The sequence below is a fragment of the Devosia sp. 63-57 genome, assembly GCF_001899045.1.
Classification (GTDB): Bacteria; Pseudomonadota; Alphaproteobacteria; order Rhizobiales; family Devosiaceae; genus Devosia; species Devosia equisanguinis.
On sequence record NZ_MKUY01000005.1, the window covers coordinates 1539806 to 1563878 of the forward strand.

At 61.8% G+C, this 24073-nt stretch carries 23 protein-coding genes; 12 read left to right on the forward strand and 11 right to left on the reverse strand.

Annotated elements, in window-relative coordinates:
* Positions 1 to 24: 24 nt before the first annotated feature.
* Positions 25 to 753, reverse strand: coding sequence for a precorrin-6A synthase (deacetylating) (cobF, locus tag BGO80_RS15655; protein WP_126150297.1), 729 nt, complete (start codon positions 751 to 753; stop codon positions 25 to 27).
* Between the two features lie 135 nt (positions 754 to 888).
* On the opposite strand from cobF, the gene copM reads away from it, so the two are divergent.
* Positions 889 to 1251, forward strand: a complete 363-nt coding sequence (gene copM / locus BGO80_RS15660; protein WP_286722198.1) for a CopM family metallochaperone — start codon at positions 889 to 891, stop codon at positions 1249 to 1251.
* Between the two features lie 35 nt (positions 1252 to 1286).
* On the opposite strand, the gene BGO80_RS15665 is transcribed toward copM, so the two are convergent.
* From BGO80_RS15665 to BGO80_RS15675, 3 genes are read right to left on the reverse strand one after another with little or no spacing between them, the layout of a single operon-like run.
* The gene (locus BGO80_RS15665; protein ID WP_126150298.1) at positions 1287 to 1487 is read right to left on the reverse strand and encodes a heavy-metal-associated domain-containing protein; all 201 of its coding nucleotides are present in this window, start codon (positions 1485 to 1487) and stop codon (positions 1287 to 1289) included.
* A gap of 1 nt (position 1488) precedes the next feature.
* Entirely contained in the window at positions 1489 to 1896 is a 408-nt protein-coding gene (gene cueR / locus BGO80_RS15670; RefSeq protein WP_286722199.1) for a Cu(I)-responsive transcriptional regulator, read from the reverse strand.
* Positions 1893 to 4145, reverse strand: coding sequence for a heavy metal translocating P-type ATPase (locus BGO80_RS15675; RefSeq protein WP_286722200.1), 2253 nt, complete (start codon positions 4143 to 4145; stop codon positions 1893 to 1895). Before BGO80_RS15675 ends, cueR begins: the two co-directional genes overlap by 4 nt.
* Before the next feature lie 227 nt (positions 4146 to 4372).
* Here BGO80_RS15675 and BGO80_RS15680 point away from each other — a divergent pair, with 227 nt between their 5' ends.
* On the forward strand, positions 4373 to 5095 hold the full coding sequence (locus BGO80_RS15680; RefSeq protein ID WP_126150301.1) for a Crp/Fnr family transcriptional regulator: 723 nt from the start codon (positions 4373 to 4375) through the stop codon (positions 5093 to 5095).
* A gap of 24 nt (positions 5096 to 5119) precedes the next feature.
* On the opposite strand, the gene cydC is transcribed toward BGO80_RS15680, so the two are convergent.
* Positions 5120 to 6778, reverse strand: a complete 1659-nt coding sequence (gene cydC, locus BGO80_RS15685) for a thiol reductant ABC exporter subunit CydC (protein ID WP_286722201.1) — start codon at positions 6776 to 6778, stop codon at positions 5120 to 5122.
* Positions 6775 to 8496 (reverse strand): thiol reductant ABC exporter subunit CydD, encoded by a 1722-nt coding sequence (gene cydD / locus BGO80_RS15690; RefSeq protein WP_286722202.1) that lies wholly within the window; start codon positions 8494 to 8496, stop codon positions 6775 to 6777. Before cydD ends, cydC begins: the two co-directional genes overlap by 4 nt.
* 155 nt (positions 8497 to 8651) lie before the next feature.
* Here cydD and BGO80_RS15695 point away from each other — a divergent pair, with 155 nt between their 5' ends.
* The 4 genes from BGO80_RS15695 (at position 8652) to BGO80_RS15710 (ending at position 12082) form a co-directional block, all read left to right on the forward strand.
* Positions 8652 to 10256 carry a cytochrome ubiquinol oxidase subunit I gene (locus tag BGO80_RS15695; protein ID WP_286723057.1) on the forward strand — a complete coding sequence of 535 codons (1605 nt, stop codon included), beginning with the start codon at positions 8652 to 8654 and terminating at the stop codon, positions 10254 to 10256.
* On the forward strand, positions 10253 to 11398 hold the full coding sequence (gene cydB / locus BGO80_RS15700) for a cytochrome d ubiquinol oxidase subunit II (RefSeq protein ID WP_286722203.1): 1146 nt from the start codon (positions 10253 to 10255) through the stop codon (positions 11396 to 11398). Before BGO80_RS15695 ends, cydB begins: the two co-directional genes overlap by 4 nt.
* Before the next feature lie 10 nt (positions 11399 to 11408).
* Positions 11409 to 11546 carry a cytochrome bd-I oxidase subunit CydX gene (gene cydX / locus BGO80_RS15705; protein WP_126150305.1) on the forward strand — a complete coding sequence of 46 codons (138 nt, stop codon included), beginning with the start codon at positions 11409 to 11411 and terminating at the stop codon, positions 11544 to 11546.
* Between the two features lie 389 nt (positions 11547 to 11935).
* Entirely contained in the window at positions 11936 to 12082 is a 147-nt protein-coding gene (locus BGO80_RS15710) for a DUF1127 domain-containing protein (protein ID WP_126150306.1), read from the forward strand.
* Between the two features lie 98 nt (positions 12083 to 12180).
* Here BGO80_RS15710 and BGO80_RS15715 read toward each other — a convergent pair whose 3' ends face one another.
* The 4 genes from BGO80_RS15715 to BGO80_RS15730 all read right to left on the reverse strand — a co-directional run bounded on the left by BGO80_RS15715 (position 12181) and on the right by BGO80_RS15730 (position 16789).
* Positions 12181 to 12528 (reverse strand): hypothetical protein, encoded by a 348-nt coding sequence (locus tag BGO80_RS15715; RefSeq protein WP_286722204.1) that lies wholly within the window; start codon positions 12526 to 12528, stop codon positions 12181 to 12183.
* A gap of 71 nt (positions 12529 to 12599) precedes the next feature.
* Positions 12600 to 13073, reverse strand: coding sequence for a Cys-tRNA(Pro) deacylase (gene ybaK / locus BGO80_RS15720; protein WP_286722205.1), 474 nt, complete (start codon positions 13071 to 13073; stop codon positions 12600 to 12602).
* Positions 13074 to 13239: 166 nt separating this feature from the next.
* Positions 13240 to 14529: an L-rhamnose catabolism isomerase gene (gene rhaI, locus BGO80_RS15725; RefSeq protein WP_286722206.1), complete on the reverse strand. Its 1290-nt coding sequence runs from the start codon at positions 14527 to 14529 to the stop codon at positions 13240 to 13242.
* A 163-nt stretch (positions 14530 to 14692) separates the two neighbouring features.
* The gene (locus BGO80_RS15730; protein ID WP_286722207.1) at positions 14693 to 16789 is read right to left on the reverse strand and encodes a bifunctional rhamnulose-1-phosphate aldolase/short-chain dehydrogenase; all 2097 of its coding nucleotides are present in this window, start codon (positions 16787 to 16789) and stop codon (positions 14693 to 14695) included.
* A gap of 181 nt (positions 16790 to 16970) precedes the next feature.
* On the opposite strand from BGO80_RS15730, the gene BGO80_RS15735 reads away from it, so the two are divergent.
* From BGO80_RS15735 to rhaM, 6 genes are all read left to right on the forward strand, one after another.
* Complete coding sequence (locus BGO80_RS15735; protein WP_286722208.1) at positions 16971 to 17777, forward strand: DeoR/GlpR family DNA-binding transcription regulator; 807 nt, start codon at positions 16971 to 16973, stop codon at positions 17775 to 17777.
* Positions 17778 to 17816: 39 nt separating this feature from the next.
* Positions 17817 to 18803 carry a rhamnose ABC transporter substrate-binding protein gene (rhaS, locus tag BGO80_RS15740; protein ID WP_286722209.1) on the forward strand — a complete coding sequence of 329 codons (987 nt, stop codon included), beginning with the start codon at positions 17817 to 17819 and terminating at the stop codon, positions 18801 to 18803.
* A gap of 157 nt (positions 18804 to 18960) precedes the next feature.
* Positions 18961 to 20466, forward strand: a complete 1506-nt coding sequence (locus BGO80_RS15745) for a sugar ABC transporter ATP-binding protein (protein ID WP_286722210.1) — start codon at positions 18961 to 18963, stop codon at positions 20464 to 20466.
* A complete protein-coding gene (locus BGO80_RS15750; RefSeq protein ID WP_126150314.1) occupies positions 20463 to 21443 on the forward strand; it encodes an ABC transporter permease in 981 nt (326 codons plus the stop codon). Before BGO80_RS15745 ends, BGO80_RS15750 begins: the two co-directional genes overlap by 4 nt.
* On the forward strand, positions 21440 to 22438 hold the full coding sequence (locus BGO80_RS15755) for an ABC transporter permease (RefSeq protein WP_286722211.1): 999 nt from the start codon (positions 21440 to 21442) through the stop codon (positions 22436 to 22438). The genes BGO80_RS15750 and BGO80_RS15755 overlap by 4 nt, the downstream gene beginning before the upstream one ends.
* Entirely contained in the window at positions 22435 to 22767 is a 333-nt protein-coding gene (gene rhaM / locus BGO80_RS15760; protein WP_286722212.1) for an L-rhamnose mutarotase, read from the forward strand. The genes BGO80_RS15755 and rhaM overlap by 4 nt, the downstream gene beginning before the upstream one ends.
* A 3-nt stretch (positions 22768 to 22770) precedes the next feature.
* On the opposite strand, the gene BGO80_RS15765 is transcribed toward rhaM, so the two are convergent.
* A complete protein-coding gene (locus tag BGO80_RS15765; protein ID WP_286722213.1) occupies positions 22771 to 24033 on the reverse strand; it encodes a DUF3422 domain-containing protein in 1263 nt (420 codons plus the stop codon).
* Positions 24034 to 24073: the final 40 nt, after the last annotated feature.

Below are 24073 nucleotides of genomic sequence, written 5' to 3' on the forward strand. Positions count from 1 at the left end.
TTTAGCAGTCCTTGCTCGGTGCGGCTATGCCGGCTTGCGCAACAGATAGGTGTCCATGATCCACCCATGGCGGGCGCGGGCAGTCTGGCGGGTGGCGACGATATCCTCGGTGACGTCGCCCAGCCGCCCAGCTATCAGAATCTGGTCAGGCGATCCGAGATAGGCGCCCCAGAAAATCTCCAGATCGGGATCGGCCTGCAGGAAGGCCAACTGGCCGTCGAGCATGACCACTGTGTCTTCATGCACCGTGCCAAGCCTGCGGCCGGTGGTGATCACGACCGGTTCGCCAATGCGGTTGAGCGGAATTCCATGCGCCGCTGTCAACGCCTGGATGGCTGTGATCCCAGGCACCACCTCAACGCGATGCGGCGTTTTGAGCCGCTCGAGAATGCGAAGTGTCGAATCGTAGAGCCCTGGGTCGCCCCAGACCAGGAAACCGCCGGTACTGTTTTCCGGAATCTGCGCGACCAGCCCCTCATAAATGTCGGCCAGTGCCGCATGCCAGTCGTCTACGCCCTGGCCGTAATCTGGCTGGTCAGCATTGCGCCGGGGCACAGCATAGCCGGCCTGGCGACTGTCGGGCCGCGTGACGAAGCGCTCGATGATTGTCCGGCGCAGTCCGGCAAGGTCCGCCTTGGCTGCGCCTTTGTCGGGGATAAACAGAATTTCGGCGCGGTTGAGCGCGGCGATGGCGGCAAGCGTCAGGTGTTCGGGGCTGCCGGTGCCGATGCCGATGACGAGAACAGTTTTCACGCGCCTCTTCCGCTTCTGCCGCCGCGGCCACGGTTCCATCGCCGCAGCAATTTGACCCGCCCGGGTCGCCTTTGCCGTCTTGACCTTGCCATCTGGGAAGGCGGCAAAAGCAAATCTCCAGCAAGGGAGTATCCCATGAACGTCGTCATGAAAACCGTCTCTGTCGCCGCTATTCTTGTGGCCTTCACCCTGGGCGCCTCCGCGCAAGACCACTCTGGGCACGGCGCCGCCTCTGGTGCCGACAGTGCGGCGACCATGGCCTATAAGGACGCAAATATGCGTATGCATGCGGCCATGGACATCGACTACACCGGCAATGCCGATGCCGACTTCATCCGGGGCATGATTCCCCACCACGAAGGTGCGGTCGCCATGGCCAAGATCGTGCTCGAACACGGCACCGACCCGGAGGTGCGTGCTCTGGCCGAAGCTGTGATTGCGGCGCAGGAAGGCGAAATCGCCTGGATGAAGCAATGGCTGTCGCGCAACGGCTACTGACCGGGCCTTCCGACCTGGTCAGTGCTGGGCTGCCATCAGGCGGCTTCCGGAGTATAGCCGGCTTCGCGTATGGCGTCTTCGGCCTTGGACCTGTCGCCCGTGAAGCTGACCCGATGCGTCGCGAGATCGACGTCGACCTGGGCGCCCGGCAGGGCGTCCTCGATGGCCTTTCGCACCGTGCCTACGCAGTGGTTGCAGGTCATGTCGTTGATCACAAGTGTGGTTTTCTCGGTCATTTCAATTTCCTTTCCTAGCCGGAGCGCCAGCGAGATCGTCGAGAATGGGGCAGTCGGGGCGGTTGTCGCCATGGCAGCAGTGCACCAGATGGCTGAGGGTCTTCACCATGCCCTGCAGCTCGGCAATCTTGGTCTCCAGCGCCTCGATATGGGTGGAGGCAATGTCGCGGACCTCGGCGCTGGCCCGCGTCTTGTCGCGCCACAGTGCCAGTAGCGTGCCGGTTTCCTCAACCGAAAAGCCCAGAGTGCGGGCGCGCTTGATGAAACGCAGTACGTGCACTTCGTCATCGCCATAGACGCGATAATTGCTGTCGGTGCGGCGGGGGGCGCTGACGAGGCCGATCTGCTCGTAATAGCGGATCATCTTGGCCGAAACGCCCGACTGCTCGGCGGCTTCACCAATGTTCATCGCCCCACGCCTTTCACGCTGCGCAGACGTTGCGCATTGCCCACCACAAAGACCGACGACATGGCCATCGCGCCGGCGCCGATCATCGGCGACAACAGAATGCCGAAGGCGGGATAGAGTATGCCGGCCGCGATGGGGATGAGTAGGGCATTGTAGCCAAAAGCCCAGAACAGGTTTTCCCAGATGTTGCGCAATGTGGCCCGACTGACGGCCAGCGCGTCAAGAACCCTCCGCAGATCGCCACCCAATAGCACCACGTCGGCGCTTTCGATCGCCGCATCGGTGCCGTTGCCGACGGCGATGCCGACATCGGCCTCGGCGAGGGCCGGTGCATCGTTGATGCCATCGCCGACATAGGCCACCAATCGATTGTCAGCACGCAAGGCCTTGATGGCGCGCACCTTGTCGGCCGGCAATACCTCGGCCTGCACCTCGTCAATTCCCAACTGGGCTGCGATTGCCCGGGCGGTGCGACTGTTGTCCCCCGAGATCATGGCCGTGCGCAGACCCATTGCATGCAGTGCCGCAATTACGGCCTTGCTCGAGGGCTTGATAGTGTCGGCGACCACGACGGCAGCGGCCAGCGTGTCGTCGATGGCGACAAAAACAGGCGTTTTGCCCTCGTCGGCAAGCCGTTCGATGTCCTTGGCGAAATCGGTGAAGTCGAGGTGCTGCATGTGTCGTTGTGCGCCGACGGCGACCAGCCGCCCATCGACCCGCGCGGTAACGCCGGTGCCGGGATTGGAGGAAAAGTCCGTGACCACGCCCAAAACCAGCCCTGCTCTTTCCGCGGCAGCGACGATGGCAGTGGCGATCGGATGCTCCGAGCGCGCTTCGACCGCAGCGATGAGTGCCAGGACTTCGTCATGGCTAAAATCGTCATCGAGGATGAGATCGGTCAGCACCGGCTTGCCTTCGGTCAGGGTGCCGGTCTTGTCGAACGCCACGACTTGGGCATCACGCAATTGCTGCAGCGCCTCGGCCTTGCGGAACAGCACGCCCAACTGGGCGGCGCGGCCGGTGCCGACCATGATCGACATCGGCGTCGCCAAGCCCATGGCGCAGGGGCAGGCTATGATCATGACGGCGACGGCATTGACCAGACTGTAGCTGAGACGCGGCTCGGGCCCGACGAAGAACCAGACCAGGAAAGTCAGCGCTGAAAGTCCGATGACAGCCGGCACGAACCAAGCGGTGATCCTGTCGACAACAGCCTGGATCGGCAGTTTGCCGCCCTGGGCGTCCTCCACCATGCGGATGATCTGCGCCAGCATGGTGTCGCCGCCCACCTTGGTGGCGCGGAACCGGAAGCTGCCAGAGGTGTTGAGCGTGCCGCCGACCACCACTGCGCCAACTGTCTTGGAGACAGGCAGCGGCTCGCCTGAGATCATCGACTCATCGATATGGCTGGCGCCCTCGACAATTTCGCCGTCCACCGCCACTTTCTCGCCCGGCCGCACCAAAATGATGTCGCCGACCCGCACATCCTCGACCGGCACCTCCACCGTGATCCCCGCGCGCTCGACGCGCGCGGTCTTGGCCTGCTGCTGCACCAATTGGCGGATGGCCTGCCCGGTCCGTCCCTTGGCCAGAGCCTCAAGCCACCGCCCCACCAGGATCAGCGTCACGATGACGGCAGCGGCTTCGAAATACACGTAGCGCGTCTCGGCGGGAACCAGATGCGGGGCGAAGGTGACGACGCTGGAATAGAGCCAGGCCGCCCCTGCGCCAAGGGCAACCAAGGAGTTCATCTCCGGCGCGCCGCGCAGCAAAGCAGGAATGCCCAGAGCAAAAAACCGGCGTCCCGGCACGAAAAGCACGATCGTGGACAACGCGAAATAGGCGATATAGAGCCATTGTATCGGCACCGCTCCCATCAGCCAATGATGGAACGGCGCATAGAGATGGCCTCCCATTTCGAGCACGAAAAGCGGCAGCGTCAGCAGCGCGGCGAGCATAACGTCGCGCTTGAGTATCGCGGCGTCCTCGTCGTGGTGATGGGCATGGTCGCGGCGGGGCGTTGCGACCGGGCGCAGGCTGGCCTTATAGCCCACCTTTTCCACTGCCTTGAGCAGGGCATCTGCATTGCCGCCGGAAACCGTAGCGCGTTCGGTCGCCAAATTGACCGATGCGGAGGTGACGCCATCCACCTTGAGCAGCGCTTTTTCCACCCGCGAAACGCAGGACGCGCAAGTCATGCCTTCGATGTCAAATGTGGCGGCGGCAGGATTGGGGACGTGCTGGTTCATGGCTTTTTACCTCGTCCACCAGCATATAGACCTTCCAATGATGGGAAGGTCAATGGCTGTGTTTTGACTTTTCGCGGGGAGGCATCTGGTGGCATGCCAATGTCTTGACTTGCCTCGAAAACAGCATTTGCCGTGAATTCGACTGCGGCAGGTTGGCGCTGTGACAATCAATCTGCTTATAGTGCGAATGAGTCTGACCTATTTCTTGCGCTATCAGGAGCTCCCCCATGCAGACGGTTCGCAAGGATATTCACAATTCTGAAGTCCCGGTGTTGTGCCAGAGTTGCGAGGCGCGCCACCAGGGCATCTGCGGCGCGTTGAACGCCCAGCAATTGCTGGCGCTGTCCAAGACGACGCGGCGCGTACGCAAGGATGCAGGTGACGAGCTGATGGCCGATGCCATGCCCATCGCCAGCTTTGCCAATGTGCTGCGCGGCGTCATCAAGCTCACCAAGGTGCTTGAAGACGGTCGTCAGCAGGTGGTCGGCCTGCAATTTGCGCCCGATCTTCTCGGGCGTCCCTTCGCTGCGGAAAGTCGGGTGAGTGCGGAGGCGGCCTCGGAGGTCGATCTCTGTGTGATCCCCAAGCCGGCGCTCGAATCGATCATGAAGGAAAGCGCGCCGCTCGAGCATCGGGTGATGATGCAGGCGCTGCGCGAACTCGATGAAGCCCGTGACTGGATGGTGACGCTGGGGCGCAAGAGCGCTTCGGAAAAGGTGGCGAGCTTCCTTTACCTCATCGCCACCCATATCGATCCGACTGTCGAGCAGCCCGAGACCAGTTTCGATCTGCCGCTCAGCCGTGCCGACATTGCCGATTTCCTCGGCCTGACCATCGAGACTGTGAGCCGGCAGATCAGCAAGCTCAAGGCCGATAATGTCATCGAGATCCTCAACTACCGTCATGTGACGGTGCCGGATTTGGCCCGCCTGCGCTTGCGCTGCGGCTGACGGGCCGGGCGTTTTACGCCTGTCCTAAGCGACGGTCAGTTCTCCGTTTTGCAGCGTGAGCACGCGGTCGACAGTGCCTTCGGGGATACTGGCGTGGGTAACCATGATCACCGTGCGACCATCGGTGCCGGTCGCCAGCGTCTGCATGAAGGCCTCCTCTGTCTGGCGGTCGAGCGCATCGGTAGGTTCGTCGAGCAACAGGACCGGCGCGTTCGAGACGAGGGCCCTGGCCAGGCAAAGCCGCCGCACTTGCCCGACAGACAGGGTGCGCCCGGCTTCGCCGATAACGGTGTCGAGGCCCTTGGGCAGGGCGCGGACATAGGTGTCAAACTGCGCTCTTTGCAGCGCTGACCATAAATCGTCTTCGCTGGCGTCCCATCGCCCGATCAACAGATTGTTGCGGATCGTATCGATGAACACCGGGCTGTCCTGGCTGAGCAGCGCCATATGGGCGTGAATGTCGGCGAGGCGCAGTTCGGTGAGTGCCACGCCGCCTATGCTGATCTGGCCAGCCTGAGGATCGAACAGACGCAGCAGCAGCTTGAGGATGGTCGACTTGCCGCCCCCGCTGGGTCCCACGATCGCGATCCTTTCACCGGGGAAAACGACGAAGGAGGCGTCTGCGAGCACCGGGGCGCCGCCACCATAGCTGAAGCCTATGCCCTCAAAAGCGATGGTGCCATCTTGGGGCAGGTCGCGCGGCGCCGCGGTTTCCATTACCGATGGCGCAATATCGGTCAGTGCCTGCAGACGCTCCGCAGCGGCCATTGCGCCGCTTGCCTTGCCGACGCTGCGCACGATCACCGCCGTCGCCTCAAAACTGCCGAGCACAGCAAGGAGCAGGCCGACCATGACCGGCCCCTCGATCTGACCGGTGTCCAGGGCGACGAGGCCGGCCCAGAGTGTGGCGACCAGGGCCACTGCGGCCAGCAATTGCACCGCCATGCCACCAAGTGTGGACAGACCTGCAAGGCGCAACCGCCAGTAACCGGCCGCGTCGACCGTCTCGGCGAACCGGTGCTGCGTGGTGCCGAGGGCCCCAAGCAAGTTGAGATCGGCCAGGCCACTGAGCCCGTCGAGCACACCCATCCGCATATCGGCATTGGCCGCCACGCTCTTCTGGCCGGCGCGACGTCCGACAGTGACCAAGGCCGTTGGCACGGCCAGCACCGCCAACGCCATGGCCAGGCCATAGGGCAGCGCGGCGGCCGGCAACAAGAAAGCCATGAGCACGGTCATGCCGGCGCCGATGAACATCGCCCCGAGCAGCGGCCCGATCGCCACGAGAAACGCGGTGTCGAGCGCATCGACATCGGCTGTCAGGCGGCTCACAAGATCGCCATGCCGCAGCGAGCGATCCGGCAGCGGCAGCCGCGGGAACAGAGCCGCAAACAACCAGCCGCGCAGATCAGACAGCAGTTTTAGCGTCGCGTTATGCCCAACCAGCCGTTCGCCATAGCGCGCCAGGATGCGGATGAACGAAAAGCCACGAACCATCGCCGATGGCACGAAGAGATTGAAGGCGAGCCCCGCCGTGGTCAGTGCCGATGCGGTGATGAACCAGCCGGAGGTGCCCAGCAGCGCCACGCCGGACAGCAATGTGATGAGCGACAGCAGCAAGGCCAGCAAGAGCGACGGTGTGCGGCGTCGAAACAGCGGTGCAAAGGCGAGCAGGGCTTTCATGCCACATCCTTCTTTCTCTTGGCCAAGGCGGCAGTGAGCAATCGGCCCTCGGCGATGCGCCAGGATTTGTGCATCATCGCGGCGACCGCGGGCGAATGCGTGCCGACAATGAGCGTGCGGCCCCTGGCATAGTCGATGATCTCGTCCATGATCTCGGCCTCGAGTTCGGCATCGAGATGGGCCGTGGGCTCATCCAGCAGGATCAGCCCGGCATCGCGCAGGAAAACACGCGCCAAGGCGACGCGCTGCGCTTGGCCGCCGGAGAGGCCGATCCCGTCCTCGCCGATCGGCGTGTCAAGCCCCAAGGGCAGGGCGGCGGCAAAGCCACTCACCCTGGCGCGCTCGGCGGCGCGTTCGATCTGTGCGCGGGTGGCGCCGGGACGTCCCAGCGCAATATTGTCGGCGATCGTGGCATGCACCAGACGCGGCTTTTGCGCCAGCAGGAAGGTGCGGCTGCGCAGTGCCGGCTCGGACCATGCCGCGAGCAACCGGCCCTCCAGCGTAACGTCCCCCTCATGCTCGCGCAGGCCGATGATGGCTTCAAGCAGTGTGGACTTCCCCGAGCCGCTGGGGCCGATGAGAGCGACGTGCTCGGCGGGTGCGATCGAGAGTGTGCAGTCGACAATGACCGCGCGCTGGCGATCTGGCGTCCGCAGGGTCACCCCGGACAGCGCAACGCCGATGGCGCTACCCGAAACCGGCGCAATATCGCTGAGCACTGTTTCGGCCTCAGGCAGGGCCCCCAGCTGCCGCTCGATTTCCGCCAGTGCCGCCTTGGCGGCAGCGCGATCGTGGTAGTGGGCGGCAAGCAGTCGCAGCGGATTATAGACCTCGGGGGCCATCAGCAACAGGAAGATACCCAGCTGCAGCGTCAACGGACTGGTCCGCAAATGCAGATAGTCGATGAAGGTCAGACCGACATAAAGCGCAATCCCGGCCACACCCAGTGCGGCAAAGAATTCCAGCACCGCAGACGACAGGAACGCGATGCGCAACACGCCCAGCGTACGCTGCCGCAGCGCGTCGCTCACCTCCACGATACTCTGGGTCTCTGCGTCAGCCCGGCCGGCAAGTTTCAGCGTCAACAGCCCCTTCAGCCGATCGGCGAACCGTCCAGACAGCCGGCTCAACGCCTGGGTCTGGCGATCTGTGGCGATTTGCGCCCCCCAGCCGACCAGCGCCATGAAGACCGGGATCAGCGGTGCGCTCACCAGGAACAGAACCCCTGCCACCCAGTCCAGCGGCAAAATGATCGCGCCGAACACAAGCGGCAGCAGGGCGGCCTGCAGCGCGGCTGGAAGATAGCGAGCGAAGTAGGCGTCCAGTGCTTCCACCTGGTCGACGATCGCGGCTGAGGCGATGCCGGACGGAGCGGTATCGGCGGCACGTGGGGACCGCGATAACAGCTTGCCGAACAGCGCTTTGCGCAGTTGTCGTTTGATCTGTTCGGCGCCGATGACACCGGCCTGTTCGCCGAGGGCGCCGATCGCAGCGCGCAACGCCAATAGCCCCAGAACCAGTCCGACCGATGGCAGCAATACCGCCGGCGGCTCTCCTGCTTCTATGGCACTGCCCAGAATGTCGGCCAGCAACCAGGCCTGCCAGACGAGCAAGCCGCCGCTGGCCAGCGGCGCGAGGATGGCGATCCAGATGGCGCCGCCACCTTGGCGCTGCAAGCGGCCCAAAGCGCGACCGGCGGCCTTTTCGTCGGGATTCAAGAGCGTGTCCTTTGGTTGGGCGTAGGATGCAATCTAGCGGCCGATCCCGGAAGCCGTCTTGATCTGAATCAAGGCCGTGGTGTGTGGCGCGGGCTAAACAACCAACATTGGTGGCCCGAGTCTGGCCGCTGCAACACCGAGGCCCATATGCCATGATCGATATGCTCGTTGTCGATTTATCGCGGTGGCAGTTCGCTGCTACTGCGATGTACCACTTTATCTTCGTCCCGCTGACGCTGGGGCTGTCCTTCATGATGGCCATCATGGAAAGCGTCTATGTGATGACCGGCCGCCAGATCTGGCGGAAGGCCACCCTGTTCTGGGGCACGCTTTTCGGCATCAACTTCGCCATGGGTGTGGCCACCGGTATCGTGATGGAATTCCAGTTCGGCATGAACTGGAGCTATTACAGCCACTATGTCGGCGACATTTTCGGCGCGCCCCTGGCCATCGAAGGCCTGATGGCGTTTTTCCTGGAAGCCACCTTCATCGGGCTCTTCTTCTTCGGCTGGGATCGCCTCAGCAAGGTCGGCCATCTGATCGTGACCTGGCTCATGGCCCTCGGTGCCAATCTCTCGGCGCTTTGGATCCTGGTGGCCAATGGCTGGATGCAAAATCCGGTCGGCGCCAAGTTCAACCCCGACACGATGCGCATGGAAATCACCGATTTCATCGCGGTGATCTTCAATCCGGTCGCCCAGGCCAAGTTCGTGCACACGGTCAGCGCCGGCTATCTCACAGGCGCCGTCTTCGTGCTCGCCATTTCGGCACTCTTCCTGGCCCAGGGCAAGCATGTCGAGCTCGCCAAGCGCTCGGCAGTGGTGGCGGCCAGCTTTGGCCTCGCCTCGGCGCTTTCGGTCGTGGTTCTGGGTGACGAGAGTGGCTATGTCGCGACCGAGCACCAGATGATGAAGATCGCCGCGCTCGAGGCCATGTACGAAACCGAACCGGCTCCGGCTCCCTGGACCCTGATCGGTCTACCCGGCCAGGACGGCAAGCTGGGTTTCCACATCTCGGTTCCGTGGGTTGGCGGGCTCATCACCACCCGTTCGCTCGACAAGCCGCTTCCGGGTATCGAGGAGCTGGTGGGTCGGGCCGAAGATCGCATCCGCTCGGGTATCGTCGCCTATACGGCGCTGCAGCAGATCCGCGCCGACGGCACAAACCAAGAGGCTCGCGCCACTTTCGAAGAATACTGGCCTGACCTGGGTTATGGCCTGCTGCTCAAGAAGTATCGCACCGATGTCGAGAACGCGACCGACGAAGAGATCGTCATGGCCGCCAATGACACCGTGCCGGGCGTCTGGCCGCTGTTCTGGACATTCCGCCTGATGATGGGGCTGGGCTTCTTCTACATCGCCTTCTTCGCGGTCTGGTTCTATCGCGCCTCGCGCGGTTGGATCGACACCAACAAGAAGCTTCTGTGGTTCAGCTTCATCACCCTGCCGCTGCCTTGGCTGGCCATTGAAAGCGGCTGGTTCATTGCCGAATTCGGCCGTCAGCCCTGGGTGGTTGAAGGAGTTCTGCCCACCTTCTACGCGGCGTCGGGTCTTACCGTGCTCGATCTCGTATTGTCGCTGAGCTTCTTCGTTCTGCTCTACACCGTCTTGCTCGTCATCATGGTCATGCTGATGATCAAGGTGATCAAGGCCGGCCCCAAGGACAAGCTTTTCGATGGCGAAACCGCGGGTGACGACCAGGACGACTTCGTGATTGCCGCACTTCCCGCCACCCCAGCAACCAAGGAGCTCGGATCGTGAGCACCATTCCCCTCGATTATGAAACGCTGCGGCTGATCTGGTGGCTGCTGCTCGGCGTGCTGCTCATCGGCTTCGCCATCATGGGCGGCCGCGACATGGGCGTGGGGGCATTGCTGCCCTTCGCCGCCAAGACCGACGAGGAACGCCGGGTTCTGCTCAACCTCATCGGGCCCACCTGGGAAGGTAACCAGGTGTGGCTGATCCTGGGCGGCGGCGCCATTTTCGCCGCCTTCCCGCCGCTCTATGCGGTGAGCTTCTCGGGCTTCTACCTGGCCATGATGGTCATCCTTCTGGCGCTGATCCTGCGGCCTGTCGGCTTCAAGTTCCGCGGCAAGATCGAAGATCCGCGCTGGCGCAAAACCTGGGACTGGGGCCTGTTCATCGGCGGCTTCGTGCCTGCCCTGATCATGGGCGTCGCCGTTGGCAATGTGCTGCTCGGGGCCCCCTTCCACATCGACGACACCATGCGCATCTTCTACACCGGAAACTTCTTCCAGCTGCTGATGCCCTTTGCGCTGCTCGCCGGTCTTGTCAGCGTCGGCATGATCGTCACCCATGGTGCGACGCTCATCGTGGGCCGCACCGAGGGCGTCATCGCCGAACGTGCCCGCACGATCGGCATCTGGTCGGGCCTCGTCACTGCGGCACTCTTCGCTCTGGGTGGCGTCTGGCTTGCCTTCATGAACGGCTATGTCGTCACCAGTGTCATCGACCCAAATGCCCCGATCAACCCGCTGAGCAAGACCGTTGAACTGGTGCAGGGTGGATGGCTCCGCAACTACGGCACCTATCCTTGGATGATCGCCGCGCCGGTGCTTGGCCTGGCTGGCATGCTGGTCGCCGTTCTGGCGCTCAACCTGCGGATGAAGTGGCTGGCCTATCTGGCCACTAGCGGCGGTATCTTCGGAATCGTCTCGACGGCGGGCCTGTCGATCTTCCCCTTCTTCCTGCCCTCGTCGACCGTGCCCAATTCGGGCCTGACCCTGTGGGATGCCTCGTCGAGCCATATGACGCTGTTCATCATGCTGGTGGTGACGGTGATCTTCCTGCCCATCATCATCGGCTATACCGCCTGGGTATTCCGGGTCATGCGCGGCACGGTCACCCCGCAGACGCTCGGCAAAAACCCCAACGCCTACTAGGAGAAAAGACATGTGGTATTTCTCGTGGATCCTGGGCCTGGGCCTGGCCTGCACGTTCGGCATCCTCAACGCCATGTGGTTCGAGATGCGCGAAGACCGGCGCATCGCGCGCGAACGTGGTCGTGAGGCTGTCGAAGCCGCCAAATAGGTCCTGCGATGACAAAGAATGGGCCGGGTTCTGTCCGCAGCGCCCGGCCCATTCTCATTTGACATGCCGTTTTTCCATGCAAACATCGGATTTGGGCGGCGTAGCCGCTCAGCCATCCCGCGTCGCATGCATGGCTCTTTACCGGTTGGTCAAAATTTTAAATATCGACCGACAATGCGGTTCTGTCGAAAAATATCGAGCACTAACATATCGTTAGAGCGATGGGTGTCGTGCCCAACGTTGCCACTCTCTCGCCATCTGTGTGAACGGCTTGTGAACCATATGCCTGTTTTGGATGCACTCAGTGCATAACGGATGTGCAGCAAGGCTATCTACTAATCACGACGGGTTGGGTCTACATAGGGGTCATCAAACGAAGGGGAACCGAAATGAACATTGCAAAGAAGCTTGCCGACTACGCCCGTTACCAGCGCACCCTGCGCGAGCTGAACAATCTCGACGCTCGTCAGCTGAACGATCTGGGCATCACCAAGGGCGACATCAAGAACATCGCTCGCGGCACCTACGTCGCCTAAGCGACGCGACTATCTGAAATGTCCGACGAAGGCGTCCAACAGGGCGCCTTTTGTCGTTTCTGGGCCCTGGCTGCCCGGCGCCAGGCCCTGTCGGGCCGTCAGTTGGTGATCGAATAGGTCATCACCATGCCCGGCGTCAGCACCATCCGCTCATAGGCCTCGCCGCCGGCATATTTACCGCCGCCGACATCCCAGCATCCCGCTGAAAGCGTGAACTGGCGTTGGCCCCCAGGCGGAATGGCCTCATTCTGGCCGAGCCTGTTGAAGCCGTAGGTGAAGTTGTCGCAAGCCGAGATCACCACGGCGTCGAGATAGCCGCTGGTGGCATTGTTGATAACAAGCGTCGCGGTCGGCTCGCCTGGTCGCACCAGGTCACCGCCGGTGACGCTGCACCCCGCCAGTATGGCGCCAGCCATAGCTACCGCGCCGAGTTTGCAGATATTCATTTGAGCATCTCTCCCAGAAGATGCCCCACGCTAGACTTGCCGGATTCAGCGTAAAATCCCTGAACAGGGGGTCAGCGCACGAGATCGGCGGTGACACAGCCGAGCGCTTTGATCAAGTCTGACGGGCGGATGCGGATCTGCAGGCCCCGCTGGCCGCCATTGAGGAATATTTCGTCATAGAGCTCGGCAAGTTCGTCCAGCGCCGTCGGTACCAGCTTCCGCTGGCCCAGCGGACTGATACCCCCCACCTTATAGCCGGTGAGCCGCTCCGCATCGGCCGGCTTCATCATATGCGCCGATTTGCCGCCAAGCGCCGCCGCGAGCTTTTTCATGTTCACTTCTTCGTCCGAAGGCACGATGGCGCAGACCGGCTTACCGTCGAGCTCCGCCATCAGCGTCTTGAACACTTCCGATGGCGACACGCCCATCGCCTCCGCCGCCTGCAATCCGACGCGCTCGGCATTGGGGTCATACTCATAGTGGGCCAGCGTGAACTGAACACCGGCTTTGGTAAGGGCGAGCGTGGCGGGCGTGGTCTTGGACATGATGCTGTTTTACGACAAGCCCGGGAAAGCTCAAGAGTATCCCCACCCCCTCCCCCGGAATAGGGGGAGGGGTCTGCCGGTGTCTGCTGCCCGAGCTGGGCCAGGCCCGATGCGCCCCTTCTCCTGTTTGAGGAGGAGGTCGGGTGGGGGGCTGCTAAATTTCAGCTCAGACGATGCCGCTTGAACCGGCTTCGATTTCGGGGCGGATTTCGGCGACTTTGGCGCGATAGCCGGCGGCGCGATAGGCCGCCAGCGGGTCAATAGCGCCGTCCTGATCGAGGCGGGCCATGGCCAGGATCGGTTCGACATCGGTGCGGAAGGCGTTGCGCAATTGCAGCGTGGCGGCGAGCGCATCGTTTGCCTCCTGCGCGGCCTTGAGCGCCTGGCGGTCCACCAGCAGAGCCTGCGCATAGGCGCGCTGCACATCGGCGGCGGAGAGCATCAGCGACTCGATGGGGTCGGTGACATTGTGCGACTGGTCGAGCATGTGGGCGGGCGCGAAATCAGCATCGCGGCTTTCGGCATCCACCAGTTCGTTGAAGACGAGGAACAGGCGGAACGGATCGATGGAGCCGGCGTCGAGATCGTCGTCGCCATATTTGCTGTCGTTGAAGTGGAAGCCGCCGAGCTTGCCGAACTGGGCCAGACGGGCAACGATCATCTCGATATTGACGTTGGGCGCATGGTGGCCGAGATCGACAAGGCAGAAGGCTTTGTCACCCAGCTCCTTGGAGATGAGGTAATTGGTGCCCCAGTCCTGTACGACCGTCGAATAGAAGGCCGGCTCATACATCTTGTGTTCGGTGAAGATCCGCCAGTCCTCGGGCAGGGCGGCATAGATGGACTTCATCGAGTCGAGATAATGCTCGAACTGACTGGTGAAGTTGACCTGGCCGGGGAAGTTCGAGCCATCGCCGATCCACACGGTCAGAGCCTTGGAACCGATGGTCTTGCCTATTTCGATACATTCGAGATTGTGCTCGATGGCCTGGTTGCGGGTGGCGGCGTCAGCTGCCGAAAGCGAGCCGAACTTGTAGCTCTGCAACTGGCCCTTGGCATCGGCAAAGGTGTTGGAATTCATGGCGTCGAAGCCAAGATTGAACCGGCTCGCCGCCTGCTTCAGCCGGTTCGGATCGGCCTTGTCCCACGGAATATGCAGCGACACGGTTCGCGTCGCCTGCGTCAACTGGGCGATAACGGCGCAGTCTTCGATCTTGTCAAAGATATCGCGCGGCTCGCCTTTGCCGGGAAAGCGGGCAAAGCGCGTGCCGCCGGTGCCGACGCCCCAGGAGGGTACGGCGACGGAGAAGGCGGCGACCTTGGATTTGATGGCGTCAATGGCGATGCCGCGCCTGTCGAGGCGTTCGCCCAGCGTATCATAGTCGACATTGAGATCGGCCGCACGAGACGCATTCTCGGCTTCGATGATGGATGGATCGATGATGTGTTCGGTCATTTTTGTTCCTCCTGGGACGTCCCCCTCACCCGTCTCGGCCTCCGGCCGATCCACCCTCTCCCCTAGTGGGAGAGGAATAAGAGGCGGACACCGGACTATTCTTCTCCCTCTTGGGGAGAAGGTGGCGCGAAGCGCCGGATGAGGGGCTCTTCCGTTCTGTTATTTACCTTGGGAACGACTGCTGGTTGCCGGCGTCGACATTGAGGATATTGCCGGTGGATTTGGCCGATGCCTCGCTGGCGAAGAAATAGACCGCTTCGGCGATGTCTTCGGGGAAAACCGAGCGCTTCAGCATCGAGCGCTGCCGATACATTTCTTCAAGGCCATCCTTGTCGGTCTTGTAGGTCGAGGCGCGCTGTTCGAGCCATTCGCCGGCCCAGATCTTGGAGCCGCGTAGCACGGCGTCGGGATTGACGACGTTGACGCGGATCTGCGCTTCGGCGCCTTCAAGCGCGAGGCAGCGGGCGAGATGGATTTCGGCGGCCTTAGCGGTGCAATAGGCGGCGGCATTGGGGGAGGCTGCAAGACCGTTCTTCGAAGCGACGAAGACGACATTGCCGCCGATCTTCTGCTGGCGGAACAGGCGGAAGGCCTCGCGGCTGACGAGGAAATAGCCCGTGGAAAGAATGTCCATATTCTTGTTCCACAGCTCCAGCGAGGTCTCCTCGATGGGTGCGGAGGAGGCGAGGCCGGCATTGGACACGAGAATATCGAGGCCGCCGAATTCGACTACGGCATGGGCGAAGCCGGAAAGGACCTGGTCTTCCCTGGTGACATTGATATTGACCGGACGAACGAAGTCGGCGCCAAAGACGCCGGAGAGTTCGGCGGTGGCACTGTCGAGCGCAGTCTGGTCGATATCGGCGAGGACGACGCAGGCGCCTTCGCGGAGGAGACGGGCAGCGGTCGCCTTGCCAATGCCGCCGGCGCCGCCGGTAACCAGGGCAATCTTACCCGCGAGCGATTTCGGCTTGGGCATGCGCTGCAGCTTGGCCTCTTCGAGCAGCCAGTACTCGATGTCGAAGGCTTCCTGCTCGAGCAGGCCCTGGTATTCCGAAACGGTCGAGGCGCCGCGCATCACATTGATGGCGTTGACATAGAACTCGCCGGAAATACGGGCTGTCGCCTTGTCCTTGGCAAAGGTGATCATGCCGACGCCGGGGATCAGGTAGACCACGGCGTTGGGATCGCGGATGGCCGGCGAATTGTCGTGCTTGCAGCGCTCGTAATAGGCGGCGTAGTCGGCGCGATAGTCGGCGATTTGGCTATCTAGACCGGCGATGACGGCATCGACATCCGGATTGGCGGGATCGAAGTCCACGACAAGCGGACGAATCTTGGTGCGCAGGAAGTGGTCGGGGCAGGAGGTGCCGAGAGCCGCCAGGGGCCGCAGGTTCTTGGAATTGACGAATTCGAGCACGGCAGCCGAGTCATCGAAGTGGCCAAGCTTGTGGCTGTCTTCGGAAATGAAGCCGCGAATCTTCGGCATTAGCTTGGCGGCTATCGCGCGACGGGCGTCGGCATCGAGAGACTGGGTCGCGGCACCACCAAAGATGGTCTTGCCCTCAGTCTGCTGCTCGAACCAATCGATCGCCTTATTGATGATGCGGATCGTAGTTTCGTAGCATGCCTTGGGCGTATTGCCCCAGGTAAAGAGACCGTGGGATTCGAGGATCACGCCTTCGGCATTCGGATTCTCGAGACAGAACTTTTCCAGCCACAGGCCAAGCTCGAAACCCGGCTTCTTCCAGGGAAGCCAGCCGATGGTGTCGCCGAAAATCTGCTGTGTAAGTTCTTTGGAATTCTTCGAAGCGGCAATAGCGATGATCGCGTCCGGGTGCATGTGATCGACATAGGGACGATTCACATAGGCATGCAGGGGCGTGTCGATGGAGGATGCGCGGGGATTGAGATTGAAGGTGGCGTGGGGGAGATAGCCCACCATCTCGTCTTCGAATTCGACGCCGCGATAAAGCCCCTTCAGGGCGCGCAGCTTGTCCATGTAGAGGGTCGCAAACCCATCGAGCGTGATCGAGGCATTGTCGCCGCCCGAGCCCTTGACCCACAAAACCTCGACCGTCTCGCCGGTCAGCGGGTCCTTTTGCATGATCTTGGACGAGGTATTACCACCGCCATAATTGGTGACACGCTTGTCCGAACCGAGCAGGTTGGAGCGGTAGACCAGACGCTCGGGCTCGCTCATCGACGCGGCCTTGGCGTCGTCCCACTTGTTTTCAAGGCGCTTGGGCGCGGTGGACATCGGGTTCCTCCCAATAGAAAAGGCAGACGGTAGCGGTCGCGACATGGCCATATCCTTCGTCGCGCTGTCAATCAGAAACGATCATATTTCGTCATTTATGCGTGAAATTGACGATAACAGGCATTTTGATGATTGACACTGCTTGGCAATGATGGAAGCAAATGGTTTAGGGAGAAGCATCTTGCACGAAACCGAGCGTCATCGCGTCATACTGTCTGCCGTTCAGGGCCGCCCCGTCGTGACGGTGCCCGAGCTGTGCGACATGACGGGATCTTCGGAGGCAACCATACGCCGCGACATTGCAGCGTTGCATGTTCAGGGCAAGTTGCGGCGGGTGCGTGGCGGGGCGGAGGCGATCAATCCACCTGCGCAGGGCGGGCTTATGGGGCGACCCGCTTCGGTCAACGAAACGCTCAATATCGCGCAGAAGCGCGCAATCGCGCGTGTCGCTGCCGAGATGTGCAATGATGGCGAACCCATCATCATCAATGGTGGCACGACGACCTATCAGATGGTGCACCATCTGACCGGCAAGCGCTTGAGCGTTTTTACCAACAGCTTCGCCATTGCCGAATTTCTCATCCATAATTCGCGAAACTCGGTCGTCATCCCCGGTGGCACGATCTACCGCGAGCAAAACGTCATCCTCTCGCCCTTCGGCGGTGTGGTGGCGAGCCACTTTTATGCCAAGCGCATGTTCATCGGCTGCCAGGGCATTGGTGCCCACGGCCTGATGGAGGCCGATCCCATGCTGGTCCAGTCCGAACTGGGGCTGATCGGGCAGGCGGACGAGCTGATCGTCCTGGCAGATTCATCGAAATTTTCGGGACGCTCGAGCCTCATCCTTTGCGGGCTCGACCGAATTGCCGCCGTCATTACCGATAGCGGCATCCGCGACGAGGACCGTCAGATGCTGGAAACGGCAGGTGTGCGGCTCATCGTGGCGGAGGCGACTGCCCAGGCCCACACGCAAGCCACGGTGGCCTGACGACCAAGCCTAAATCAACCACTGTTCAGGGAGGAACTCATGAAACTTTGGAAACTGCTCGCCGCAACGGCGACTGCTGCTGTGCTCCTGGCAACCCCGGCGCTCGCCCAGACCCGCATTGCGCTGGTCGTGAAGTCGCTCGGCAACGGCTTCTTCGACGCCGCGGCCAAGGGCGCCCAGGAAGCGGCTACCGAATTGGGTGACGTTGAAGTCATCTATACCGGCCCGACCGCCGCTACCGCCGAAGCGCAAATCGAAGTCGTTAACGCGCTGATCGCCCAGCAGGTCGATGCTATCGCGATCTCCGCCAACGATCCCGACGCGCTTGTCCCCGCCCTGCAGCGTGCCATGGAGCGCGGCATCAAGGTGATTTCGTGGGATTCCGGCGTCGCCCAGGAAGGCCGCCAGCTTCACCTCAATCCGTCCGACGTGAATCTGATCGGCGAGACCATCATCAAGCTGGCCGCCGACTATCTGCCGGACGGTGGCGATGTCGCCATTCTTTCTGCCGCCTCGACCGCGACCAACCAGAATGCCTGGATCGAAGCCGCCAAGGCCGTCATTCCCGAAAAATTCCCGAACATCAATCTCGTCGCCACCGTCTATGGCGACGATGACTCGGTGAAGTCCACCGAAGAGGCTCGTGGCCTCATCGCTGCCTATCCGGATCTCAAGGCCATTATTGCCCCGACCACCGTTGGTGTCGTGGCTGCTGCGCAGGTGGTGACCGACCAGAACCTGATCGGCAAGATCAACGTCACCGGTCTGGCTCTGCCGTCCGAGTTCAAGCAGTTCATCGACAATGGCGCGAGCCAGGCCGTGGCGCTGTGGAACCCGATCGATCTGGGCTATTCGGCCGTGTACCTGGCCAAGGCGCTGGTCGACGGTGAAGAAGCCAAGCCTGGTGCGACCTTCTCAATCGGCCATGTTGGCGAAGTGACGCTGGACGACACCATCTCCGCCGCGATGGCCGCGCCGTTCCAGTTCGACAAGACCAATATCGAAGAGTTCTCGAAGATCTACTAAGGCGCTTCAGGAGCGGGGGTAAGCTCCCGCTCCGTCCACGACGTCACCACCCGGCTTGACCGTGTGGTCCATTTTTTGAGTGGCGACATCGCATGGATTGCCCGGTCAAGCCGCGCAATGACGGTGTGGGTGGGCCGCTTTCAAAGAGACCTCATTCATGACCGATCCCATCCTGACCCTTTCCGGCATATCCAAGAGCTTCCCCGGTGTGCGGGCGCTCAACGAGGTGTCGCTGGAACTCTATGCCGGAGAGGTGACAGCGCTGATCGGGGAGAATGGGGCTGGGAAATCGACGCTGGTCAAAACCATGACCGGCATCTACCAGCCGGATGCGGGCGAAATCCGGGTCGGAGGGCAGGTCGTATCATTGCCGACGGCGCATTCGGCTTCCGACGCGGGCATCACTGCCATCCACCAGGAGACGGTATTGTTCGACGAGCTCAGCGTCGCCGAGAACATCTATCTCGGGCACGCGCCGCGTACCCGACTTGGGTTGATCGACTGGAAGATCATGTATCGCGAGGCGCAATTGACGCTCGATTCCATGGCATCCGGCATCGATGCGCATATGTCGCTCAAGGAGTTGGGCATCGCCAAGAAACACCTGGTCGCCGTGGCGCGTGCCCTGTCTGTCGATGCGCAGGTGGTCATCATGGATGAACCCACCGCAGCGCTCTCGCAAAAGGAAATCGAAGAGCTTTACGTGCTGGTCGACCTGCTGAAGCAAGACGGCAAGGCCATCCTCTTCATCTCGCATAAATTCGACGAAATCTATCGGATCGCCGAACGCTATAGCGTGTTCCGCGACGGCGAAATGGTGGGCAAGGGGTTCATCAAAGACACGCCTCAGAACGAGATCGTCAAGCTCATGGTCGGGCGTGCAGTCGATCAGATTTTCCCGGCAAGGCAGGCCAGTATCGGGGAGGTTGTGCTCGAGGTCAGCGGCCTCAGCCACCCCACTGAATTCGACGATGTGTCGTTCTCCGTTCGCAAGGGCGAAATCCTCGGCTTCTATGGGCTGGTTGGTGCCGGGCGCTCCGAGGTGATGCAGGCTGTGTTCGGCATGACCCGTCCCTCCGGTGGCAGCATGGTGCTCGACGGCAAGGCCATCGCGCCGCGCTCGCCGGCCGATGCCGTGGAGGCCGGCATCGTCTATGTGCCCGAGGAGCGCGGCAAGCAGGGCGTCATCACCGGCGAGCCGATATTCAAAAATGTCTCGCTTCCCAGCCTGAACAAGACTAGCCGCTCCGGCTTTCTGCGCATGGCTGAGGAATTCAAGCTGGCGCGTACCTATACCGAGCGACTCGACCTGCGCGCATCATCGCTCAGCCAGAATGTCTCGACGCTATCGGGGGGCAACCAGCAGAAGGTCGTGATCGCCAAATGGCTGGCGACCTTGCCGAAAGTGATCATCCTCGACGAGCCGACCAAGGGCATCGATATCGGCTCCAAGGCCGCTGTGCACGAATTCATGGGCGAACTGGTGGCGCAGGGCCTCTCGGTCATCATGGTCTCTTCGGAATTGCCCGAGGTGCTGGGCATGAGTGACCGCATCGTCGTCATGCGGGAAGGCGTAGTGGTGGATATTCTGGACAACAAGAGCCTCCAACCCGAAACGCTGGTGCGGCTGGCGGCCGGCATTGTCGATGAGGTGGCAGCATGACACGGCTGTTCAAGACCAGAGAACTCTGGCTGGCTTTGGCGATCCTCGCCGTCATCGTCCTGGTCACATTCCGCTTTCCGCGCTTTGCCCAGCCGGGCAACCTCCTGACCATCGTCAATGACACCTCCATTCTGATGATGCTGGCGCTGGGGCAGATGGTGGTGATCCTGACGCGCTCAATCGATCTCTCCATGGCGTCGAACCTGGCCCTGACGGGCATGATCGTGGCCATGGCCAATGCAGCGTTCCCTTTCATTCCTATCCCGCTACTGATCGCCGGATGCGTGGTCGTCGGCGCAGCCCTCGGTGCATTTAACGGCATGCTGGTCTGGAAGCTCGATATTCCCCCGATCGTCGTAACCCTTGGCACGCTGACCATTTTCCGCGGGCTGGTCTTTGTCATTTCCGGCGGCGCCTGGGTGAATGCAGCGCAGATGAGCCCCGATTTTATCGCCCTGCAGCGTGGCGCGTTGCTGGGTCTGCCGATCCTGAGCTGGTTCGCGGTGATCGTGGCCATCCTGTTCTTCGTGCTGATGACGCGCACGCCGCTCGGCCGGAGCTTTTATGCCATCGGCGTCAATCCGACGGCTTCGGTCTATACCGGCATCAATGTCGGTCGGACCAAGTTCCTGGCCTTCGTCATTTCCGGCGCTGTCTCGGGCCTTTGCGGCTATCTCTGGATTTCGCGCTACGTGATCGCTTCGGTGGAAGTTGCCAGCGGCTATGAGCTCACTATCATCGCCGCCTGCGTCATTGGCGGCGTCTCCATCGCCGGCGGCATCGGCACGGTGGCAGGCGCGCTGCTCGGCGCGCTATTCCTCGGTGTGGTCAACAATGCGCTGCCGGTGATCGGCGTTTCTCCATTCTGGCAAATGGCCATTTCGGGCGCCGCCATTCTGATCGCTGTTGTGCTCAATGCGCGCGGCGAAACCCGCAAGGGGCGCATCATCCTCAAGAAAGCCGAGGCGGCCGCATGACCGACACATCCTTTGGCCGGCGCCTGCCGGATCGGCTCGACAATCCGCTGAAATCGGCGGTGATGAGCTGGGAAAGCCTCTTGGTGTTGGTGGCGCTGGGCATTTTCATCGCCAACAGCTTTGCCTCACCCTATTTCCTCAATGCCTGGAGCCTGTCCGACCTCACCTTCAACTTCACCGAAAAGGCGTTGATCGCCTTGGCCATGGCTCTGGTGATCATCACCGGCGAGATCGATCTCTCGGTCGCCTCCATCATCGCGCTGGCATCGACGCTCATGGGGCTGGCGCTGCAATATGGGGCGGACACGCCAACGCTGGTTGCGGTTGGCGTTGGTGTCGGTATTTTGTGCGGCGCCTTCAATGGCTTTCTCGTCACCGGGCTCAAACTGCCCTCCATCGTCGTCACCATCGGCACGATGAGTTTGTTTCGCGGCATTGCCTACATCATCCTTGGCGACCAGAGTTTCAAAGGCTACCCCAAGGACTTCTCATGGTTCGGGCAGGGCTACGTCTGGTGGGTGATCTCCTTCGAACTGGTGCTCTTTCTCGTCGCAGCCGTGATTTTCTACGTGCTGCTGCACCACACCAATTTCGGCCGCCGGGTTTTCGCTATCGGCAATAATGCGACAGCCGCGCAGTTTTCTGGGGTGCGGGTCGACCGCATAAAATTCGTGCTGTTCTGCCTTACTGGCCTGATGAGCGGCATAGCCGCCGTGCTGCTGACGGCTCGGCTCGGCTCGACCCGCCCCTCCATTGCCCAGGGTTTCGAGCTCGATGTCATCACCATGGTCGTGCTGGGCGGTGTGTCGATCCTTGGCGGCGCCGGCTCCATCATCGGCGTGGTGCTGGCAGCTTTGATCATCGGGCTCGTCACCTTTGGGCTTGGCCTGCTGAACGTGCCTGGTATCGTCATGTCGATCTTCACCGGTACGCTGCTGATCGTGGTGATCGCGCTGCCGATCCTGTGGCGGATGTGGACGGAGAAACGCGCATGATCGTCGACGACGGCTATGAAAAGCACGCCTTCAAGATGCGGCTCAATCCCGGCATGGCGACCGAGTACAAAAAGCGCCACGACGAGATTTTCCCCGAAATGGTCGACCTGCTGCATGAGGCCGGGGTGAAGGACTATTCCATTCATCTCGACGAAGAGACCAACACGCTTTTCGGCGTGCTGTGGCGGCGGGTGGACCACACGATGGCCGATCTGCCGAAAACCGCGATCATGCAAAGATGGTGGGCTCATATGGCCGACATCATGGCGGCCAATGAGAAGAACGAACCGATCTCAGTCGATCTGCTGCCGGTATTCTGGATGAAATAGGGTTCAGTGTGGCTCGTGGGCGCGGCGCACCGCGCGGGCCATAAGCCAGACGGCAAGGACCACGAAGGGCGCGGCGAGCGAGAGCGCCATGGTCTTGTCCCAGTGCAGCTGCGTCAGCGGCCCGGCCAAAAGATAGCTGATGATCCCCAGCAGATAATAGCTGATTGCAATGGTGGAGAGACCCTCCACCGTGCGCTGCAGCAGGAACTGGCTGCGGGCAGTGCGGGCGATATTGTCGAGCAAAGCGGCGTTCTGCACCTGCATATCGACCCCGATCCGCACATTGAGCAGGCCAATGGCGCGCTCGATTTTGGCCGATAGCACGCTGAGCCTTTGTTCGATGGCGGCGCAGGTGGCCAGACCGGGATCGACGCGGTTGCCGATATAGTGTGTCAGTGTCGAGCCGCGGCTGGTGCCCTGTTCGCGCAGGCCCATCAAACGGGTGCGCAGCACCTCGCCATAGGCGCGGCCGGCGGCAAATCGGTATCCGAGCCGTTCGGACAATTGCCCCGAGCGCACGGAAAGGCCATGCAGCGCGTCGAGCACTGTCTGGGCGCTGGCGGGGCTCGTAGCGTCCGAAAGACCATCGATTACCCGCGAAAGCTCAGTTTCCATGCCGCGCAGATCGGCCGAGGCCGAACGGGCGAGCGGCAGGCCCAAAAGCGCCATGCTGCGATAGGTCTCAACCTCCAGCAAGCGCCGCAACAGGATCGATCGGCGCAGGGTGGTGAGGCCGCCGGCGGCAAACTCTATGCGGGTGAAGCGGGCGGCGTCGGGCACGAAATCGGTGATGACCTGCGCTTTGCCGCCCTCGATATCCGACAGGCAGAGGCTGGCGAGATTGAAGCCGGGCAGGAGACGCTCGGGGATAGTGGTGTCGGTGATCACGTCGATGCGCATGGCGCCGATCAGCGTGCCGTCTCCAACAGCCTCAAGACCGATGTCCTCAGGCCAGTTCTCGCCGTCATCGATGGCCGAGCGCCAGGTTATGGTGATGAATTCAGTGTGGAATTCCCAGGTCACGTCGCGCTTTGGCGTCGCAAAACTATATTGGCGGCTGGCCGATTGCGGCAGCTCCATCCCGGCCGCGCGGCGGAAGGTAGCAAAGCGATCAAAGGCGTTTTGCATGGCGCCGGGCTCGCCGGGCATGACCAATACCAGGCGGCGCACGCGGCATGCGTCGGGCACGATCTGCACCGGGCGCGCATGGACCTCTTCCATGACAGCGCTGCGGTGCGGGTGATCTTGCGGGATCAGGCTGGTCATCTCGGGCTCCTCAGCAGAGCAGGAGGCCCGTTTGCGGCGC

Excerpts from the sequence above, each read along its gene's own strand:
- copM (WP_286722198.1), top strand. The coding sequence starts at position 889 with ATGAACGTCGTCATGAAAACCGTCTCTGTCGCCGCTATTCTTGTGGCC.
- BGO80_RS15665 (WP_126150298.1), bottom strand. The coding sequence starts at position 1,487 with ATGACCGAGAAAACCACACTTGTGATCAACGACATGACCTGCAACCAC.
- cueR (WP_286722199.1), bottom strand. The coding sequence starts at position 1,896 with ATGAACATTGGTGAAGCCGCCGAGCAGTCGGGCGTTTCGGCCAAGATG.
- BGO80_RS15675 (WP_286722200.1), bottom strand. The coding sequence starts at position 4,145 with ATGAACCAGCACGTCCCCAATCCTGCCGCCGCCACATTTGACATCGAA.
- BGO80_RS15680 (WP_126150301.1), top strand. The coding sequence starts at position 4,373 with ATGCAGACGGTTCGCAAGGATATTCACAATTCTGAAGTCCCGGTGTTG.
- cydC (WP_286722201.1), bottom strand. The coding sequence starts at position 6,778 with ATGAAAGCCCTGCTCGCCTTTGCACCGCTGTTTCGACGCCGCACACCG.
- cydX (WP_126150305.1), top strand. The coding sequence starts at position 11,409 with ATGTGGTATTTCTCGTGGATCCTGGGCCTGGGCCTGGCCTGCACGTTC.
- BGO80_RS15710 (WP_126150306.1), top strand. The coding sequence starts at position 11,936 with ATGAACATTGCAAAGAAGCTTGCCGACTACGCCCGTTACCAGCGCACC.
- BGO80_RS15715 (WP_286722204.1), bottom strand. The coding sequence starts at position 12,528 with ATGAATATCTGCAAACTCGGCGCGGTAGCTATGGCTGGCGCCATACTG.
- ybaK (WP_286722205.1), bottom strand. The coding sequence starts at position 13,073 with ATGTCCAAGACCACGCCCGCCACGCTCGCCCTTACCAAAGCCGGTGTT.
- rhaI (WP_286722206.1), bottom strand. The coding sequence starts at position 14,529 with ATGACCGAACACATCATCGATCCATCCATCATCGAAGCCGAGAATGCG.
- BGO80_RS15730 (WP_286722207.1), bottom strand. The coding sequence starts at position 16,789 with ATGTCCACCGCGCCCAAGCGCCTTGAAAACAAGTGGGACGACGCCAAG.
- rhaS (WP_286722209.1), top strand. The coding sequence starts at position 17,817 with ATGAAACTTTGGAAACTGCTCGCCGCAACGGCGACTGCTGCTGTGCTC.
- BGO80_RS15745 (WP_286722210.1), top strand. The coding sequence starts at position 18,961 with ATGACCGATCCCATCCTGACCCTTTCCGGCATATCCAAGAGCTTCCCC.
- BGO80_RS15750 (WP_126150314.1), top strand. The coding sequence starts at position 20,463 with ATGACACGGCTGTTCAAGACCAGAGAACTCTGGCTGGCTTTGGCGATC.
- BGO80_RS15755 (WP_286722211.1), top strand. The coding sequence starts at position 21,440 with ATGACCGACACATCCTTTGGCCGGCGCCTGCCGGATCGGCTCGACAAT.
- rhaM (WP_286722212.1), top strand. The coding sequence starts at position 22,435 with ATGATCGTCGACGACGGCTATGAAAAGCACGCCTTCAAGATGCGGCTC.
- BGO80_RS15765 (WP_286722213.1), bottom strand. The coding sequence starts at position 24,033 with ATGACCAGCCTGATCCCGCAAGATCACCCGCACCGCAGCGCTGTCATG.